The sequence below is a fragment of the Paenibacillus sp. Y5S-9 genome (genome assembly GCF_036894235.1).
Lineage (GTDB): Bacteria > Bacillota > Bacilli > Paenibacillales > Paenibacillaceae > Paenibacillus.
In genome coordinates this window covers 1,144,301-1,162,434 of record NZ_CP145887.1, presented here as the reverse complement: position 1 = coordinate 1,162,434, position 18,134 = coordinate 1,144,301, and the positions used below count along the sequence as shown (strand labels likewise).

Annotated in this window: 14 protein-coding genes and 1 pseudogene; 2 read left to right on the top strand and 13 right to left on the bottom strand. The window is 41.7% G+C overall.

The annotated features are described in order from the left end of the window. Positions 1-309: 309 nt before the first annotated feature. From V6669_RS05075 to V6669_RS05055, 5 genes are all read right to left on the bottom strand, one after another. Positions 310-2,754, bottom strand: a complete 2,445-nt coding sequence (locus tag V6669_RS05075) for a DEAD/DEAH box helicase family protein (RefSeq protein WP_338591332.1) — start codon at positions 2,752-2,754, stop codon at positions 310-312. Continuing rightward, entirely contained in the window at positions 2,738-3,064 is a 327-nt protein-coding gene (locus tag V6669_RS05070; RefSeq protein ID WP_338591330.1) for a nucleoside triphosphate pyrophosphohydrolase, read from the bottom strand. The genes V6669_RS05075 and V6669_RS05070 overlap by 17 nt, the downstream gene beginning before the upstream one ends. Positions 3,065-3,292: 228 nt before the next feature. Continuing rightward, complete coding sequence (locus V6669_RS05065) at positions 3,293-3,796, bottom strand: hypothetical protein (protein ID WP_338594844.1); 504 nt, start codon at positions 3,794-3,796, stop codon at positions 3,293-3,295. Between the two features lie 8 nt (positions 3,797-3,804). Beyond that, on the bottom strand, positions 3,805-4,839 hold the full coding sequence (locus V6669_RS05060; protein WP_338591328.1) for a WXG100 family type VII secretion target: 1,035 nt from the start codon (positions 4,837-4,839) through the stop codon (positions 3,805-3,807). Positions 4,840-5,415: 576 nt separating this feature from the next. After that, positions 5,416-5,931 carry a HEPN domain-containing protein gene (locus tag V6669_RS05055; protein ID WP_338591326.1) on the bottom strand — a complete coding sequence of 172 codons (516 nt, stop codon included), beginning with the start codon at positions 5,929-5,931 and terminating at the stop codon, positions 5,416-5,418. 141 nt (positions 5,932-6,072) lie between these two features. Here V6669_RS05055 and V6669_RS05050 point away from each other — a divergent pair, with 141 nt between their 5' ends. Further along, positions 6,073-6,414 carry a helix-turn-helix transcriptional regulator gene (locus V6669_RS05050; RefSeq protein ID WP_315794627.1) on the top strand — a complete coding sequence of 114 codons (342 nt, stop codon included), beginning with the start codon at positions 6,073-6,075 and terminating at the stop codon, positions 6,412-6,414. Between the two features lie 166 nt (positions 6,415-6,580). On the opposite strand, the gene V6669_RS05045 is transcribed toward V6669_RS05050, so the two are convergent. From V6669_RS05045 to V6669_RS05030, 4 genes are all read right to left on the bottom strand, one after another. After that, positions 6,581-7,408: a hypothetical protein gene (locus V6669_RS05045; protein ID WP_338591319.1), complete on the bottom strand. Its 828-nt coding sequence runs from the start codon at positions 7,406-7,408 to the stop codon at positions 6,581-6,583. A 37-nt stretch (positions 7,409-7,445) separates the two neighbouring features. Then, on the bottom strand, positions 7,446-10,583 hold the full coding sequence (locus tag V6669_RS05040; RefSeq protein WP_338591317.1) for a DUF3427 domain-containing protein: 3,138 nt from the start codon (positions 10,581-10,583) through the stop codon (positions 7,446-7,448). Positions 10,584-10,816: 233 nt separating this feature from the next. After that, positions 10,817-12,157: a hypothetical protein gene (locus V6669_RS05035; RefSeq protein ID WP_338591314.1), complete on the bottom strand. Its 1,341-nt coding sequence runs from the start codon at positions 12,155-12,157 to the stop codon at positions 10,817-10,819. Positions 12,158-12,182: 25 nt separating this feature from the next. Then, positions 12,183-12,719, bottom strand: a complete 537-nt coding sequence (locus V6669_RS05030) for a sigma-70 family RNA polymerase sigma factor (protein WP_338591312.1) — start codon at positions 12,717-12,719, stop codon at positions 12,183-12,185. Between the two features lie 448 nt (positions 12,720-13,167). Here V6669_RS05030 and V6669_RS05025 point away from each other — a divergent pair, with 448 nt between their 5' ends. Beyond that, positions 13,168-13,974, top strand: a complete 807-nt coding sequence (locus tag V6669_RS05025; RefSeq protein ID WP_338591310.1) for a hypothetical protein — start codon at positions 13,168-13,170, stop codon at positions 13,972-13,974. Positions 13,975-13,977: 3 nt separating this feature from the next. Here V6669_RS05025 and V6669_RS05020 read toward each other — a convergent pair. From V6669_RS05020 to V6669_RS05005, 4 genes and pseudogenes are all read right to left on the bottom strand, one after another. After that, positions 13,978-15,533: pseudogene (locus tag V6669_RS05020) on the bottom strand (DEAD/DEAH box helicase family protein); the annotation flags it as partial. Positions 15,534-15,812: 279 nt separating this feature from the next. Next, the gene (locus tag V6669_RS05015) at positions 15,813-16,214 is read right to left on the bottom strand and encodes a hypothetical protein (protein ID WP_338591308.1); all 402 of its coding nucleotides are present in this window, start codon (positions 16,212-16,214) and stop codon (positions 15,813-15,815) included. Between the two features lie 120 nt (positions 16,215-16,334). Continuing rightward, the gene (locus V6669_RS05010) at positions 16,335-16,823 is read right to left on the bottom strand and encodes a hypothetical protein (protein ID WP_315938058.1); all 489 of its coding nucleotides are present in this window, start codon (positions 16,821-16,823) and stop codon (positions 16,335-16,337) included. An 18-nt stretch (positions 16,824-16,841) separates the two neighbouring features. Further along, positions 16,842-18,008 carry a WXG100 family type VII secretion target gene (locus V6669_RS05005; RefSeq protein WP_338591303.1) on the bottom strand — a complete coding sequence of 389 codons (1,167 nt, stop codon included), beginning with the start codon at positions 18,006-18,008 and terminating at the stop codon, positions 16,842-16,844. Between the last annotated feature and the right edge of the window lie 126 nt (positions 18,009-18,134).

Sequence of the window (18,134 nt, the reverse complement as noted above, 5' to 3'; positions counted from 1 at the left end):
CCTCCTTATGACGATTCCACTTCCATATATTATATATTATTCAATAAATTATAATAAAACCCTCTTTTAAAATTAATAATATCTAATCTTTTTATATTGATATATTTGTTGTTCGGTCTCTCTACAATTATTAGACAGTTCCCCTATTCGAATAATATAAGTGAAACTAAAAAAAGCTAATTTCAAGTAAGCAAAAAGCGTACCGATAATCCACTGGTACGCTTTTTGCTTTTTCTTCTTGGTAAATTTATATTTGCCAAGTAAAATTTCAATTTGACTGACTGTGTAAGAACTTCTTCTCGCTACTTATCAATAACTTCCTCGCTCAAAATACGTATGCAGCCGATACAGACATATTTCCCGTGTCCAGCGATATAACACTGCCTGTTCCTCCCTATCCTGCACTTTTACATTCAGCGAGAACACGCCTTCCTCGAATCGTGTCATGCTGCCCTTCGCCCCACTCCACATAGACATCGGCATGTCGATAATCAGTTTCACAATCCGTGATGCCGTTTTCTCGTTCCATTCGCAGAGCGCTTGCTTATCCTTGTCTGAAAAGTCTTTCCGTTTCCGGTATTCCTTCTCCGTCAGGTACATATGGAAAAATCTCGTCATCTCCCCAGGCGAGATCGGGTCCATCCAGTGCGCTTCGCCTCGCTCCAACATGTATAGCAGCACGATCATTTTGTAGCTTTTGTTCATAACTGTCTTCTCCACATCACGCAGCCAAGCCTCATGCCGGACGTACATCTCTCCCTCATATGGGGTCAGTAGTTCTGCCCAATACAGAAACCCAACATAGGAACCGAATTCGCTCCGATACCCGATACTCTTCGAACGCCCCATGAGATGCAGCCCCAGATACGTAGGGATGCGCCCCAGCTCTCGTTTCACATCCAGAAAATCCTGATGCAACTTCTCACGACGGGGCAGACGTTTGCGGCTTAGCTCCTGAAGCAGGTTCACCACCTTCGTCTCCAGATGAATGCCACAGTTAGCCGGAACTTCCGGCACAGCCGAATCCCGATCTTTCGCAGTTCCTTCCAGCTCCCCACGCACATCCAGCAGACTCAGTTTCACATCCGCATTTCGGTAGTTCCCGATCAGGTCGATGATGACACAATGAGATTTGCCTTCAGCCAGCCGCAGACCGCGACCTACCTGCTGGGTGAACACCGTAAGTGACTCCGTTGGACGCACAAAGAGAAGCGTGTCTACACGCGGTATATCCGTTCCTTCATTGAACAGATCCACCGTCAACACAACCTCCAGTTCACCCACATCAAGCTGGCGAATGGCTTCCTCCCGCGACATCTCCGATGTGCGCGAATGCAGACTGAGCACCTTCACTCCCTGACTGCGAAAATACGCAGCCAAATAGTCGGCCTGCCGGATCGATGAGCAAAATCCAATCGTTCTCGTCTGCTTGTGCCGCAGCCAGGCCGCATAGATCGTCTCCACATGCTCCTCTTGCAACTGAACAGCCATGAGCTGTTCTTCATCATACTTCGTGCCGATCCAACGAATCTGCGAATAATCCGTATCGTCGAATACTCCGTAATATTGAAATGGCGCCAGCCAACCTCGCCGGATCGCTTCAATAAAATGCATCTGGTAAGCCACATTCCCATCACAGAGCGCATACACATCCTTGCCATCCAGTCGATCCGGAGTTGCCGTAATGCCCAACAGAAACCTTGGTTGAAAATGCTCAATCACCAACATGTACGTCTTCGCCGCCGCATGATGGAACTCATCCACCACGATCAGATCAAATGCATTGACGGCAAACACATCCCGGTGCTTCTGCATACTCAGCGTAAAGATCGAAGCGTACACACAATCCGCGGTTCCATCCTTATACTGCCCGTTGTAGATCCCATGACTGCGCTCCGGCATGATCCGTTGAAAAGACTTCTTTGCCTGGAACAAAATCTCTTCCCGATGCGCCACAAACAACACCCGCTTGAACCGCTGCGCGAAGAAGCCCGCCAGATACGTTTTGCCAAGCCCGGTCGCCATGATGACCATCGCCTTATCGTACTGTTCCTCCATCGTGCCATGGAGTGCTTCAAGCGCATCCAACTGCGCAAAACGCGGCTGGATCGGGGCAAGCGACAGCTCGGTGGCGGTTTCTTCCTCTTTGTCCTCAGGTAGACCTGTGCCAAACTCCGCTTCTTCCATCTCCGTGATCCGCTGGATCATCTCCGGGTTCTTCTGGTGATATTTGAGATACTCTTCCTCATACAGCGCAATCGAATCCAAGTTCACTGGCAAGGTTGTCTCGTGGTAGAAGCTCTGCATGAACTTGTCCAAAGCTGACTGAAACGTATATGGCTCCGCCTCCGCATTCATCGCCAGATTCCATTCATACCCTGTCTTCAGCGCCGTGAACGAAAAGTTCGACGAACCAACGATCAGCAGTCCTTCCCCGTTGTCATGATCGAACAGATACGCTTTCGGGTGAAAAGAAGTCCCCATACTTCGCCACAGCCTCGCTTCAATTCGTGGATCGACCTCACAGAGCGCCCGAAGTCCCTCCGGCTGCGTGATATACAGATAGTCTCCCGCGAGCATTCGCACCTCAGCTCCACGTTCTGCTGCCCGTTTCAAATGCGGGGCAAGCAGCTTCACACCAGACTGCATAATAAAGGACGTCATAATATAAATCCCGGACGCATGCTGCATCCGGGAAATGAGTTCGTCTGCCAAGTTATCTGTAATGAGTTTAACGTTAAGCTTCGTCGACATCGATCAGATACACCCGTTCCTGGAATCCACCGCGCTCCTCGGCTTTGTCTGCCCGAAGCTTATCCAGCTGAGCTGCATTCACACCGTGCACCTCCGCCAGTGCCCGGATGACCTCCAGCATGTCGGCTAGTTCTTCCAAAGCTTCCTGATCACTCGCTGCATTTACGTACTCATCCGATTCTTCTTGCAGCTTCGTTCTTAACTCTTGCTTATACTCCTCCGGGTCCAGAATACGTGTGCGGCATTCCTTGCCACTGGATGTGATAATATGCGGAATCTTGTCCCGCACCAATTTGTTGTATGTAGGCATGTGGTATAACATCCTTTCTGCTTTGGAGGTTTTCCAGCTTTGCGCCAGAATCTCCCTTTTTGCCATTATACCATTTGCCATGGAGAGCGATGGGTTGATTTTGTAAAGTGGTTGGATTGGAATGAGGAGTTAAAAATAGCCCATGACTACTCGTATTCGAGTTGAAATGGGCGTTCGGTAATTTGTAATGTCTAATTTTTCTGCATCAAACTCTGGTTCATAAGGATTCTAAGCCAACAGTTTTGAGACAATCACATTCGTATCCATCATTTCTTTATCAATCTCGACCAAGCAAGTGTCATCATCCATAGCTGGTTCATAACCGATTCTAACTTTTTCAATTGCATACTTCTTCTTAATATCAAGAATATACTCTATTAACTTCTGAGCATTTAACGTTGTCTCTGAATTTTCTCCGCTGAACAACTCCTCTTCAGGAAAATTCATAACGATATCTCCAGATTCCTCATCGAATGAAAATACAATCATCACGTCGTTATAGGTATGACCTAGGTTAAGCTGAGATAATAATATATTCCCCGTTCCCTTAGGAGAAAGAATCTCTTCAAGGCTCTCTATTTGCTGAAATTCAATATCGTTTTCACTACGGTTATCATAAAAGTGAGAACTTTTGATCCGATCTACCTGAATGTTCAAATCATTTTTCATGAATTGATCCAGATTATTTTTGTTAAAATCAATTAAAATGATTTCTAAACTTTCCAAATTCACAACCTCCATCATTGATCGATAAATCCTTTGAATGAACCATCTTGGTTAAGCCTTGCTCCGCGACCATCAGGTAAATTCTTTTCGAGGAAAGTAATACCTCTATTATTTGTAATTTTCTTAAATTCACCTGGAGCATCAAGTATATCCTGTAAATGCTTTTGAGCTACTTGATTAATTTGTTCAGGCCCACCTCTAACTCTTCCCCATATATCGGGGTTTCGCCCTGCATGTTTCTGCAAAGCATGTCCTACAACGGTTTCTCCACCTTTTTTGGGGGCAGTAGCAGAACTAATAACGGTATCTCTGTTAAATATCACAGGGTTTACACCATTCAAGTTATCTAGCTTAGACTTTGGAAACTTCAATCCTCCAGTCGGAACCTTATAACCCCTATTATACGTTCCTGTAAAAGCCAATACGAGCTTAGCAGTCTGTAAACCTCCTATAGAAACTGCTGCTTGCCATGCTGGTATGGATTCTCCAGTTATGGGATGATGACCTTCCTTAAATGCACTAATCTGTTCATCATATATATCCCCACCGCCAGACTCCGGTTGCTTCGGTCCAGCTCTCATTTCTTCATAGGTACCACCCTGTTCCCAATACTTAACAAACTCCTTTTGCCCTGGCATCCCATCCTCTGCTTCACTGGCAGGCATGTTAACTCCAAACAAAGGATTATATACCATTCGTCGTTGCTCTTCTGGGTTACTTGTATTATGGTTCATCATTGTATGGGCAGCAATCTGTCCAGCAACGCCTCCCAAGCTCACCTGTTCCTGATCTGCTTGTTCGAATCTCTCGGCAATCGACATTAGATCCTGAGAGGACTTCACCATACTTTCCAGTGCTCGGTCCAACACTGGACGTGACTGCTGAAAATCATAGAAAAATCGTTCTTGTGTTGCTCCCGCCCACTGAGACTGGATGAATCCGATCCGTGCGGTCAGGTCATTACGTATACCCTCCAACTGTTGCCTACCCTGCTCGATCTGTCTGGATACATACAACAGTTGCTCTGGTGTCACTTTAATTGTACTCATATCATTCTCCGCGTTTGAAATAGGATTTTACCATGTTAGCAGAAGCTTGATGTATATACATCCTTCTAAAATCCTGATTTTTCCTTTCTCACCATAACAATATTTCCAACAACGTACTTCATAGGTCCTAATTCAAAGGAAATCTTCTTAATCTCTTGATTTAATAGAAAATAATTAACAAACACACCAACGGGCACGCCGTTAACAATGCCGCTGTAAAACTGATCTGTGCCGCGACTCGTCCTCCGGTAAACTCTTGCCGTGAAAAGAACATCCAGATCGAGAGGTACGTAGCGCCTAGTGGGAATGAAATTATCCCTCTAAACGTACTCGGTTCCATGTATCCAGTCATCATGCTTTTACCAATTAGGATTAATGTAACCAATTCCAATATAGATAATATAAAAAACGCGATAGCAATCACTCTTTTCAAAATGTACACCTACTTTCCAGATGCAAAGCAAAGAGCATCCTATGTAATCTCTGCATCAAATACCTTTATTAGGATGATGTCATCTTGTAAGCGTAACACAGATAAATCAAACATTTAACCCAAATGATCAATTAAAAAACATCTTACCCTGATGAATCATCCTTCAATCGAGTGGCTAACTCGTCCAATATCTCTTCTGTTCGGTGAAGAAGCTTTTCGATGTTGTTCAGTTCTATTGGCTGGTCATATAGATAATCAGTTTGGGATGACATATGTTGCATAGTACCGATGAACAAAGCGATATCCAATCCAGGTTCAGTGTCCGTATGCACTAAAGGTAAGATTTCGTTCATGGTGAGTTCCTTAGGTGGATGAACTGAATGATACTTATGGATATAAAGCGCCTTAATCATTGAGGCTAGAGCCCAATCACATAGAATTAGGCAGACTTTAAACTGACTGTGATTACGCATGATAGCGGCAAGTTTGAGATGATACATAGCATGTTGGTGGTAGGCCATTATTGTGGTACGTAGCATGTGGTAAGCAGGAGTATGTTTGGAACTAGGTTGTGTGGAGATATCATGGTCTTGCAAACGTGGGGTAAAATCTACTTGGTGATTACAATGTGCTACGGTTATGGACCAATTTCTTGCCATTGTCATCCCTCCAAAGAGTTAATACCAGTATTATACAATAAAATGATACATATAGTAATCAATTAGATTATTTGTATTCTTCGTTTGGTGTTTACCTTGAGGAAACTTGTCTACACTTTTGAACATAGAGAGGTGAATACCATGAACGAGGACAGAGAAGTTCTGAAGCTGGTCGGAGCCAGAATTCGCGCACTACGCAAAGAAAGAGGGTATTCACAGGAATCCCTCGGAGAAAAAGGCGGATTTCATTTTTCATACATAGGACAGATTGAACGTGGAGAAAAGAATGTTTCTTTGGTGAATCTGGCTAAGATCGCTGAGTCACTGGAAGTGAACTTAATTCAATTATTTGCGTATGTAGAGGAAGAGTTTGAAGTAACTGAAGATGAGAAGCAAATCAAGGAAATTGTACAACTACTAAGAGACTCTAATTCAGAACATATACGAACCGCCAAAAATGTTATAAAAGGAATATTGATGTAAAAAACAACAACCCTATCTCTCCATTATTGGAATGATAGGGTTTCTTCGATACGCAAAATCTATAATACATTTTAATTTTTTACTTTTTAAGTGACATGATTTACAAGAAGCTAATGCATCACTGCTTTAATGGAACATTTGCCATCACCTATATATCAGTTTTTCTCTATATATAGTATTCTATTTCCCCCTCCTTATTTTTCAATAATTTCAGTAAATGGATTTTCTCGGAGAGTAATTTAGAACGCTCTTCGGTACGGAAAATTGTAGCATCATGTATATACTCACAATTTCCAAGTAAAAAATGATCCTTATCAAGGAGATGATAAATAAACCATTTTATTTCCTCATCTTCCTGATCTAGAACATAAAAACACTCATAAGCATACCTAGTAAACTTTTCTCTGAGTTGTGTGAATGTCATTATTATTAATAGTACAAACATGGAACTTGAGAAACACAACGTAATTAAACTCAGTGTTAAATTAATTAATAACACTTCTGGTTTGTCCATAGTTAACACTAAACTACCTTCTGCTATATTACTGGCTAAGAAACTTGGGAGCACGGAGAAAAAACATAATGTTTGTAACGTAAGTACGATTAATGTGAATGTAAGATTCTTTGACCTTGATAACCTTTTATCGAAAATACTTTTTTGTGTAAGGCTAACATATAAGATAGTAAAATAAAAAATTGTTCCAATGATTGAAATACAAAATGTAAAATATTCATTAACACCAAAATTGTAATATAACACTGTCAGAAAAACAGAAAAAATAGAGCCTATCATAACATAAAAGATGTAATTGGATATTTTTATCAAAGTCCTCTTTTCTTTTGATGAAATTAACCTTTCGATCTTGGATGAAGTTAACGAAGTTATTACCTGATTTTTCTTAAAAAAAGTCCACATAAAGCTAAGAATAGCAACAATCCCGCCCAATCCGCCTAATTTAGATAAAAATTGACCATCCAAAATTCTATCCCACATGACCTTGCCTCCATACATATTCTAATACCGCTAGTTTTCAAACAATACACTTATTAGCCACCGCCACCATCTTCGCAGGCATCTCTTCCCGCAGTCGCCATACAAAGCTCATCGGCTTATTCCCCTCATGACTCACATAATCCGCTTCGCCCAAGAAAACAAATGGAGACGTATAGCCATGCTCCTCCTTATACTCCCGCACGAACAGCACGATTCGGTTGCCCGTCTCTCGATGATGAATATACCGCTGCGCGGTAGCCGTATGCTCTGATACCCGGCTCTGTGTCTGCCAGTGGAATAAACGCTCGTTGATCGCATAATCCTCATACAGCGTAGATGGTGAGAAATCTTTGTCCGATTTGTTCAATGTAATGAAGAAGATATCGGTCTGTTCATCGGCAAAATACTTCACGCCTTCACGGAAGGCGGGTGATTGCTCAGCGTTCCAGTAGCCAAAGGCGGCAAGCACTTGGTCGATGGAGTACATACAGTGGATATCCAGTGGACAAGTGTACGGGAACGAATTACTTTTATCCACAAATCGCAGATGAGCCAGATTATATTTGAAAATATCCACAAGCTCTGCTTGTAATGCTTCAAAATACAGCACACGCTGCACACCCTCTTCGATGCTACTCAACCCTAGTTTCTCAGGCTCAGCCCGGTGGAAGGTATAATAGAACATGATCAACATGCGCTGTTCATCAGCGTTGGTCGGTTCTTTGCCTTTTTCAATAAAGTCGATCAGGAACGTCAGCCAGCTTCGGGAGTTGATCGTCAGCACAGATGGCAGTCTGCGGATGTACTCATCTTGCTCACTCTCGATTGGCTCTGTCAGTCCGGCTTCGGCCAGCATACCCCGGAAATACCTTTTTCCCGTACGTCCACCATACAATTCATATAGTGTCATCCTGTGATGCTCTACAAAATGAGCCAAGGTCAGCGGCAGTCCGGTGTCTTGCTCGAACGTTTGTAGCTTCTGGATCAACGCTCTGCGATTACGACTCATCTGCTTGAGGTTGCGCATGACGTATTCTTTCGCTTGTTTTTCCAATTGAATGAACGTCCCACGAGGCAGGTTCGAGAAGCCATTCTCGACGTAGTACGAGATGGAATGTTTAGTAGCGCCGATCAGGGCGCGGAATTTATCTTGGAACCTGTACTCCTGATGCGCTTGCCCGATGAAGTCGAGTACAGTCAGGCACTCTTTGCCCTCCGCCATCCGTAGTCCACGGCCAAGCTGTTGCAGGAATACGGTCAGACTTTCAGTAGGACGTAGGAACAGGATGGTGTTCACCTCAGGGATATCCACGCCCTCATTGTACAGATCAACGACAAAGATCATGCGAAGTTCCCCGTTCACCAGTTGTCCTTTCGCAGAATGACGTTCCTGTTCGCTTGACCCGCCATGTAGGGCCATGGATGGAATGCCGGCTTCGTTAAATATTTTTGCCATATACAGCGCATGATCCACCCCAACGCAGAACCCAAGTCCCTTCACATCGTCCAGATCAGTTACGTATTTGTTCAGACTTTGGATGATCTGATTGGCACGGATTTTGTTATGGGTATAGAGCTTCTCCAGTTCGTTCAGGTCGTAGCCTTTACGCGACCACTTCACCTGAGATAGATCGACCGAATCGGTGACGCCAAAATATTGAAAAGGACTCAGCAGCTTCCGATCAATCGCATCAGTCAGACGGATCTCGGCGGCAATCGTATGATCGAAGTAGGCGGTAATGTCTTTGCCATCCATCCGCTCCGGGGTTGCTGTGAGTCCTAACAAAATCTTAGGTTCATAATGGGATAACAGCTTCTGGTACGAAGGAGCAGCCGCATGATGGAATTCATCCACAATGATGTAATCGTAATAGTCTGGGCTGGTGATCTCCGTCAGCTTCATGGAGTTAAGGCTCTGAATACTAACAAACAAGTGGTCCAACGCCTCTGCTCGGTGATTCCCGACATGCAGCTCGCCAAAGTTCATATCCTTCAGGATATACCGGAACGTATCCCGGCTTTGCTTCAAGATTTCTTCCCGATGGGCGACAAAAAGCAGCTTGGCTCCCACATGGCTTGCCCGGAACCGTTTGTAGTCGAAGGCTGAAATGACCGTTTTGCCAACGCCTGTGGCGGCGACGATCAGGTTGTGGGTTCGTCCATACAGCGTACGCTCGGCGTGAAGCTGTTCCAGCACTTCTTTTTGGTAATCGTAAGGCTGAATGTCGAGGTGAAAGTAGTTGGACTGATCTTTTTTGCGATTCAGAGCCGCCTTCAACTGTGCCTCATGCCCTTCATCCTCAGCTACATATCGCGTAAATTCACGGTCATTCCAGTAGCTCTCAAAGGTCGCTTCAATCTTGCGCAACACATCGAGTGAATCTTTCTCTGTCACCTTGAGGTTCCACTCCATACCACTGGTCAGCGCCGGGTTGGACAGGTTAGAGGAGCCGACATAGGCTGTAGTGAAGCCAGTATCGCGGTGGAAAATGTACGTTTTGGCGTGCAGCCGAGTCACTTTGGTATCATACGAAATCTGGATTTCCGTGTTGGGCAGTTTGCTAAGTTCAGTGATGGCCTTAAGGTCGGTTGCTTCCATGTATGTAGTTGTGATGATACGCAGCTTCCCGCCACATGCTGTAAATTGCTGAAGCTGTTCCAGGAGCAGGCGAAGCCCGCTAAATTTGATAAATGACACCAGCCAGTCGATCCGATCGGCAGTCACGATCTCCTTTTGCAACTCCAATAACATACTCGGCTCGGACTTTGCACCTGTGAATAAAGAACTTTGGGAGATCGGCGTATCTGGACGAACGATTCGGGTATCCCGGACCGCACGAATGCTGTTCAGCTTGGAATACACATGGGTCAACACTTCCCCCTGCTCATCGAGTTGCAATTCGTTGTACTCTTCTTCCCCCAGTGTGCCTTTGAGAGTAGCAATAATCTCATTACACGTTCGGATCTGCGCCAACACTGCTGTCTTATCTTCCGTCTGTTCCCGCACAATCTTGAGCGCTCGCCGGGTCACTGCCGCCAAATACGTGGACAGCAGTTTACGTGCTTCCTCTGCATCCAGCTTCTCAGTCCCAATGTTATACACATCCGGGTCAAGCGCCGAAATCTCCTGTCTGGTGATGGTGTTGATAAGCTGTTCATATATACCTTGTTTCATGAATATACCTCGTGTGGGTGTAGGATGGTTGTGGATCGTTCTCTATGTATATGATGAGTTAAATAGTTGGAATAGGTAAGTATGGCCTCAACTATATTATCGTCCAGCATGGAAATAATTTCATTAGTTCTTTAGATGGAGCAGCAAAAAGCACCCCTACTTGTTACTCCAGTAGAAGTGCTTTTACGATAAAAGGATAATCTGAAGCACCTTCGAAACTAATAACAGTACATTTATTTCAGTTCCATAACCCAGGGACCTTTTAAAATTGAGTAAACTTCATCAATTTCCAAAGTTATCTCATTCTTGTTTTCTGCTACTTCGAGTATCATACTCTCCATAGTTCCTTTGTTTTTATCCAATGTGTAGTTAACTGATTTGAAGTTTGATGGAAAAAAGTATACCAGCTTATCGCTAACAGAAGATGTTCCATCTACACTGACATTAAGTTTAATTGTTTTCTCATCCAAACGTTCTATCTCTTTTATCTCAACCATTGCGTCATCTATCTCAATCTTGCCTCCAACCAATGCTGAATTCTCCTTTGGTATTTGAACTTTCAGATCAACGGGTTTACTTAATGTTTTCCTAACCAATAATTCTGGTACATTAAGATACACATCCGATTCTTTCACAATCTTATTATAAGAGAACTGGTTTCCACCTGATAAAAGGTCCTGTTCAATATTTATATTCATTTTTTCTCCTTTCTCATTTGTAAAATAAGGAGATTGAATTAACTGATTTTTTTTCAACCCATATGACTCAATATGAATATTAGAGGCATGATTTGGAACCAGCGTTATTCTATTCCTGAAATCGTCCTGTTCTTTTATAGCTGTTAATTTGATTTCGCTAGACTTCATCGTGGCTCCGAGCTCTTCAAAAGATGTTACTCCCACGGATTTATTTAAATTAAAAAATATTACATCATCATCATATATTAACTTCATTTTATTCGTAACTACAACGACTCCTTCATTTTGAAAAGTTCCCTTCCAACTTTCTTGAGTTGAACTCATTGCGATATTTTCAAAATTATACTTCTCACCATACTCATTTTCTATAGTAAAAGAGAATGTCTTTGGTGTAGTTCCAAATACAACAATTTGTGATTTTTCCGGGGTTACAAGCATACCTCTAAGTTCAATTTCAACATCTTCACCGACATAATTTACATGATCCGATAAAACATAATAATCTCCTTGTTCATTTTCCACGCTTACAGTTCCGATTCCAGGAACAAAGTGAATCAGTTCCATAATCTGAGCTCTTAATTGTGGTGAGTATACTACAGAAACAAACAACGTTAGAACCGCCACCGCGACTCCTATTTTCCACTTATTAATTTTCCACTTTTTATTGAGCCTCTTCGTTTCATTACAAGCAGAATCATAACTATGCTCTTGATTTAAATTCAGTTTCCTGAACGTCTTTTCTCGGATTCGATTTAGCGTGTCATCATTAATAAATAGATCTTCACTTACAGGAACGTCGCTAAACTCACCTAATGCATCATCAATACTTAATTCGTCAAGTAATTGCTCATAGATTTTTTGTTCATCAGATTTCATGAATGTTCTCTCCATTCTTGAAACTCTATTTTTTTTTCATCAGTTCCCTTACCCTACGCAAGCGATTTTCTACAGCCTTTGTCGTCAGATTTAATTTTCCAGCAATGGAGTCCATAGATTCATAATAAAAATACTTCATTAAAAATATGTTCTTATCTACCGAACTTACAGAATTTAAAATTTCAAGCACACTTTCAATCTGGGATTTTCGTAGCACTTCATCCAATGTATTGGTTTGGCTGGGTATATAATCTTTAAGTTCTTGAATATTATATTTTTGTTTTAATTTTCTTTTATAATCTAATGCCTTATATTTTGCCAGTATAAAAATCCATGTTTTTAAAGATCCTTTTGAGGAATCAAAACTTTCAATTTTATTCCATACATCGACAAATACATCACTTACACACTCTTCAATATCCTCTTTGTTAGCCTGCCCCCCTAAAATCCTAAAAATAAGACTATATACTGGAGAGCTGAGTTCAAGTATGAGGGATTCAAGAACATCTGTATCCTTTTTCATGAGTTTTCTCAGGGTATCATCTTGTTGGGACGTTCCCATTGTATCCCTCCCAATATCTTTTATTTGAATTTCCAAAAACATAATGATTACCTTATACAATTATTTTGCATGCAATATCACGTCCATTAAACTTATTATTGTCTTACAATTGACTAAACGTGGAAAACATTACTCAAGTAATTGTCTTATATATATTACTACGCGATGTAAATTCAAAATCCCTCACATTGCTGGATGGAGAAACATTGGTTAAAAGGAAAGCTTGGCTCAAACATTGGAATGAAAATTCAAATGAGTTAGATACAGAGTGGTCTGACTTGGCCGTATTAATTGAATTGAATAATATTAATGATTTCTTCGAATCAGATTATAAAAGAAGCAACAAAGAAAATCTTGAACAATTTGTAAAAAACATCCAAATTTCTATGGTATAGGAACTAACGAACAATATTTCACTATTCAACCACCATACGTCTTTCAACTCATCTTGCTTTCTAAAAAAGCAAGTTCTGAGTTTCCTTACAACCAAAAAACCTTAGATTTTTATAAAGGTTTTATTAGTAGTAATTTCACAAAATATCATTCTCCTGAAATTAATCTAAATGAAGTTTATTACGGATTAAAATTATCCAGAAGTTCTAATTTCGCTTTTGATTCAAGAAAACTTCAAAATCTGCTAAAAGATCAATCTATTCTAGTTTTTAGAAATATTTTAAATAATAATGATACAGATCACTTGGGTAATATTTATTTTTTAATTAAGAGTTTTGATGAAATAGGTTTGAAATTCACTGATTCTGAAATTTCATCAATTGAATCGTATTTAAATAGAATAGATTTTAGTAATGTAAATAAAGAATCAGCAGAAAGTTATGTCTCAAATTTAAATTACACTTTGAGAATATCCAGTATCTTTGGTTTCAAACAAAAAGAATCGCTCATTACTGCGGCTAGTGAAATTTTTAATCTTTTAAATGAAGACCAAAAAAGAGAACTTTCTAATCAACTATATTATATATCCTGTTATTTAAAACTACAGGACGCAGATTACTATTTCTCATTGTCTGAAGAAAAATTTAGAACAGATATGGGGACTAATAACACAACAACAACCTCTCTTTTGTTAGGAGCAACTACAATTTTAGATAAAAGGGAGCTCGCTAATAACGAAAAGTTAGCTTTGCGAGATTATTTAATAAGAAACTCTACAAATTTCACAAGTAGTGTGGAACCTAATAAACTGACATTAAGAATCCTATATGAAGCTATGATTTTAGACACATACTCTAAATAACGGCAGTTGAGACAGATCAACGGTATCGGTTAGCCGAAATATTGGAAAGGGCTCAGCAGCTTCCGATCAATCTCATCGGTTAGACGGATCTCGGCGGCAATCGTATGATCGAAGTAGGCGGTAATGTCTTTGCCATCCATCCGTTCAGGCGTGGCAGTAAGCCCTAGCAAAATCTTAGGTTGGTAGTGGGACAACAGCTTCTGGTACGAAGGCGCAGCGGCATGGTGGAATTCATCCACAATGATGTAATCGTAATAATCAGGGCTGGTGATCTCCGTCAGCTTCATGGAGTTAAGACTCTGAATACTTACAAACAGGTGGTCCAGCGCCTCCGCTCGGTAATTCCCGACATGCAGCTCACCAAAGTTCATATCTTTCAAAATATACCGGAACGTATCCCGGCTTTGCTTCAAAATTTCTTCCCGATGGGCGACAAAAAGTAGCTTTGCTCCCGCATGGCTTGCACGAAACCGCTTGTAGTCGAAGGCAGAAATGACCGTTTTGCCAACACCTGTGGCGGCGACGATCAGGTTGCGGTTTCGTCTATACAGCGTACGCTCGGCGTCCAGCTGTTCCAGCACTTCCTTTTGATAATCGTAAGGCTGGATGTCGAGGTGAAAGTGGTTGGACTGATCTTTTTTGCGATTCAGAGCTGCCTTCAGCTGTGCCTCATGGCCTTCATCTTCAGCTACATATCGCGTAAATTCACGGTCATTCCAGTAGCTCTCAAAGGTCGCTTCAATCTTGCGCAGCACGTCGAGTGAATCCTTCTCCGTCACCTTGAGATTCCACTCCATACCACTGGTCAGCGCCGGGTTGGACAGATTGGAAGAGCCGACATAAGCTGTAGTGAAGCCAGTATCACGGTGGAAAATGTACGTTTTGGCGTGCAGCCGAGTCACTTTGGTATCATAGGAAATCTGGATTTCCGTGTTAGGTAATTTGCTAAGTTCAGTAATAGCTTTGAGGTCGGTTGCTTCCATATAGGTGGTCGTGATGATCCGCAGCTTCCCACCGCCCGCTGTGAATTGTTGAAGCTGTTCCAGAAGCAGGCGAAGCCCGCTGAATTTGATAAATGAAACTAGCCAATCGATCCGATCGGCGGTCACGATCTCCTTTTGTAACTCCAATAACATACTCGGTTCGGACTTCGCACCTGTGAATAAAGAGCTTTGGCTGATAGGCGTATCTGGACGAATGATTTTGGTATCCCGGACCGCACGAATGCTGTTCAGCTTGGAATACACATGGGTCAACACTTCCCCCTGCTCATCGAGTTGCAATTCGTTGTACTCTTCTTCCCCCAGTGTGCCTTTGAGAGTAGCAATAATCTCATTACACGTTCGGATCTGCGCCAACACTGCTGTCTTATCTTCCGTCTGTTCCCGCACAATCTTGAGCGCTCGCCGGGTCACTGCCGCCAAATACGTGGACAGCAGTTTACGTGCTTCCTCTGCATCCAGCTTCTCAGTCCCAATGTTATACACATCCGGGTCAAGCGCCGAAATCTCCTGTCTGGTGATGGTGTTGATAAGCTGTTCATATATGCCTTGTTTCATGAATGTACCTCGTGTGGGTGTAGGATGGTTGTGGATAGTTCTCTATGTATATAATTGTTTCTTCTATATTATCGACCAATCTGTGGAAGATTTCATTAGTTGTTTGATTTCATAGGAAAAAGCACCTCTACTTTTGGTTTAGTAGAAGTGCTTTTCTATGAATACGATTTTGCGAAATATTAACCTAATGATCTAAAGATTATTAAATATCAATCGGATCTTTCTCAACAAATTTTTCCTACCAATTGTTTAATGGAAAATGTGAGACTTGTGTAATTTCTAGAGAGAGTGGTTTGATGGTAAAAGAGCCCCTCGTTCAAAAAGTATAATTAACGGTTCATATATGTCTAGATACTGGCTGATGCTCGGAGTATTCTCTGCGTACTTCGCCAACTGTAGATAGTATTCAAATATTCTTTTCACATATGAGTTTTGATTCAAATACGCAACAGCCTCCGAACTACAATAAGCTGAAATATCTAATTCCTCTTCTTGATCTCCTAGCAGTTTCGCCACATTTGTAAATGCAGGTGGCATAGGCTTCAGCTGCTCCGCTTTATAAAATTGAGCCATTCTTCTGAGAAATTCATATCCGAGTTTAGTATCCTCATCAGAGATAACAGTACCTACTAAGGCCCAATTTATATTATTTAGTTTGGATACTGCATTTTCCAATAACATTCTATTTCACCTCAACATTTAGCAATCAATCTTATCATCGTAGCTAGTATCCTTATTCCATAAAAATGCACTTCTACTTTTGGTCCGGTAGAAGTACATTTAACATTACTTATCTGTAATTCAGTTGTGAGGTTTCGTAAAAACCGAATACTCGATATTCTCAAGGAGTTCTCCATAATGCGTCTGGAGCAGTTCAAGGTATGTTCCGTTGAACGTATACTTTCCGTTTTTAAAGAGAAATATCTCCTCTCCAGAAGTGTGATAGAATAGGCCCACTACTCTAAGTGATTCTAATATAGCGAAAGAAATTTCATACATTGTTTTATACCATAATTCATATTGCTGGTTATTCTCCAATTCATAAGAAATCGTTTGTTGATAAATAAAATCCTCTTCTTGGAACATCGTTTCATAAGATGCTGCTGGATGATCAGCCGGAAAATTATTATCATAAACAGTAATTTTTAAACCACCGCTTAGATCAAACTCATGAATGAACAATGCATTGTGTTGTCGGTTCATATAATTCACTTCAAAATTCTTACTTTCAATTAATCCTTTCAACCATAAAGGATCTTGTTTTCCATTCAACTTCAGTGAATATTCCATAAACTTGTCTCCTCTACTTTAAGGGAATACCGATATGATCTTACCGTCCTTTTTGATTGCGATAACTTCTTCTAAACCTTGGATTTCCCATTCTTTAAATTGCTTAAGCAACGCAGAATCATCTCCAGACCACTTTGTTAAATTAATCACCACATTCTTGGTTTGTTGTTTAATAACAACCTTTTCTTGAACCTCACTCCAAATACCTCTAATACCTTTATTTTCAGTTGGTGCATAACAGTCAAATATACGCCCTTCAATTCTAAAATCAGGATCTCTTTTGGAATCAATTCCATCACTATCTAAAACTTTAGGGTTCTGTTCAATCCGATATCCACTTCTCGCCAATTGATCAGCAGCATCATTTTCTAGTTCTAAAGACTGTTTAGTCGCCTTGTCCGCATTATTCGGAATTTTTGTTCTCGCTCCACTTGGTAAGGCTTCTGGATTAGGTGATCCACTTGGCTTTATTAGATCTCTGGGACTGTCAATTCCCTTTTGAGGCTCCTTCTTACCTCCACCCGATCCACCCAGATCGGTATGCTTATCATCCATCGAACGAAAGGCTTTCCCAAACAATACATACGCCAGAGCCTGACCTGTCATCGCCCCACCGTAATATCCTGCTCCACTCTCATCAATCTGCTTCTTCTGGTCTTCTACAAATTTCTCTATATCAGACCTCGCGGTCCCCGTACCCCAGGCCGCATCCCATGCAAATTGAATGCCCCGCCCAACGTCTACAACTTTGCCCACGGTCATGGCATATGCCACACTGCCTAATGTACTGAACGGGTTATTGAAGAAAGCTTCTGCCGTTTGGCCCATTCCCGTTATTGTTTCTCCTATGGATTTATCAAGCAGCCCTACAGCGAAATTGCGCTTCAGCTCCTCTGGGATGTACAATGCCACCTCGCCTGAGCCATCCGTTGTTCTGAAGTTCTTTGCGATAAACGTAAACTCATTCTGGATCTTGTCCAACAGCCCGATTGTAGTCGGGAACACTTCTTTTGCCTGCATAAAATCCCAGAAGAACCGCTCTCCGGTCACACCCGACCAATCGGATTGCAACATATAGATGGATTTCTCCAGTTCCCAGACCATTCGCTCCAGTTCCTGTTTCTTCTGCTGGACCAATCGAGCTTTCTCGTCCAACACATCGGGATGTACCTGAATACGTTGCATCCTATCTTCACCGCCAACCTGACCATAGTTTATGTACCTAAATTTTAACAAGTGAGAGTGAGGATTGGAATCAAACGGAAGGATCATTTCCTCGTTAAAGATGCAGTAGGCAGGAAACATTCACTA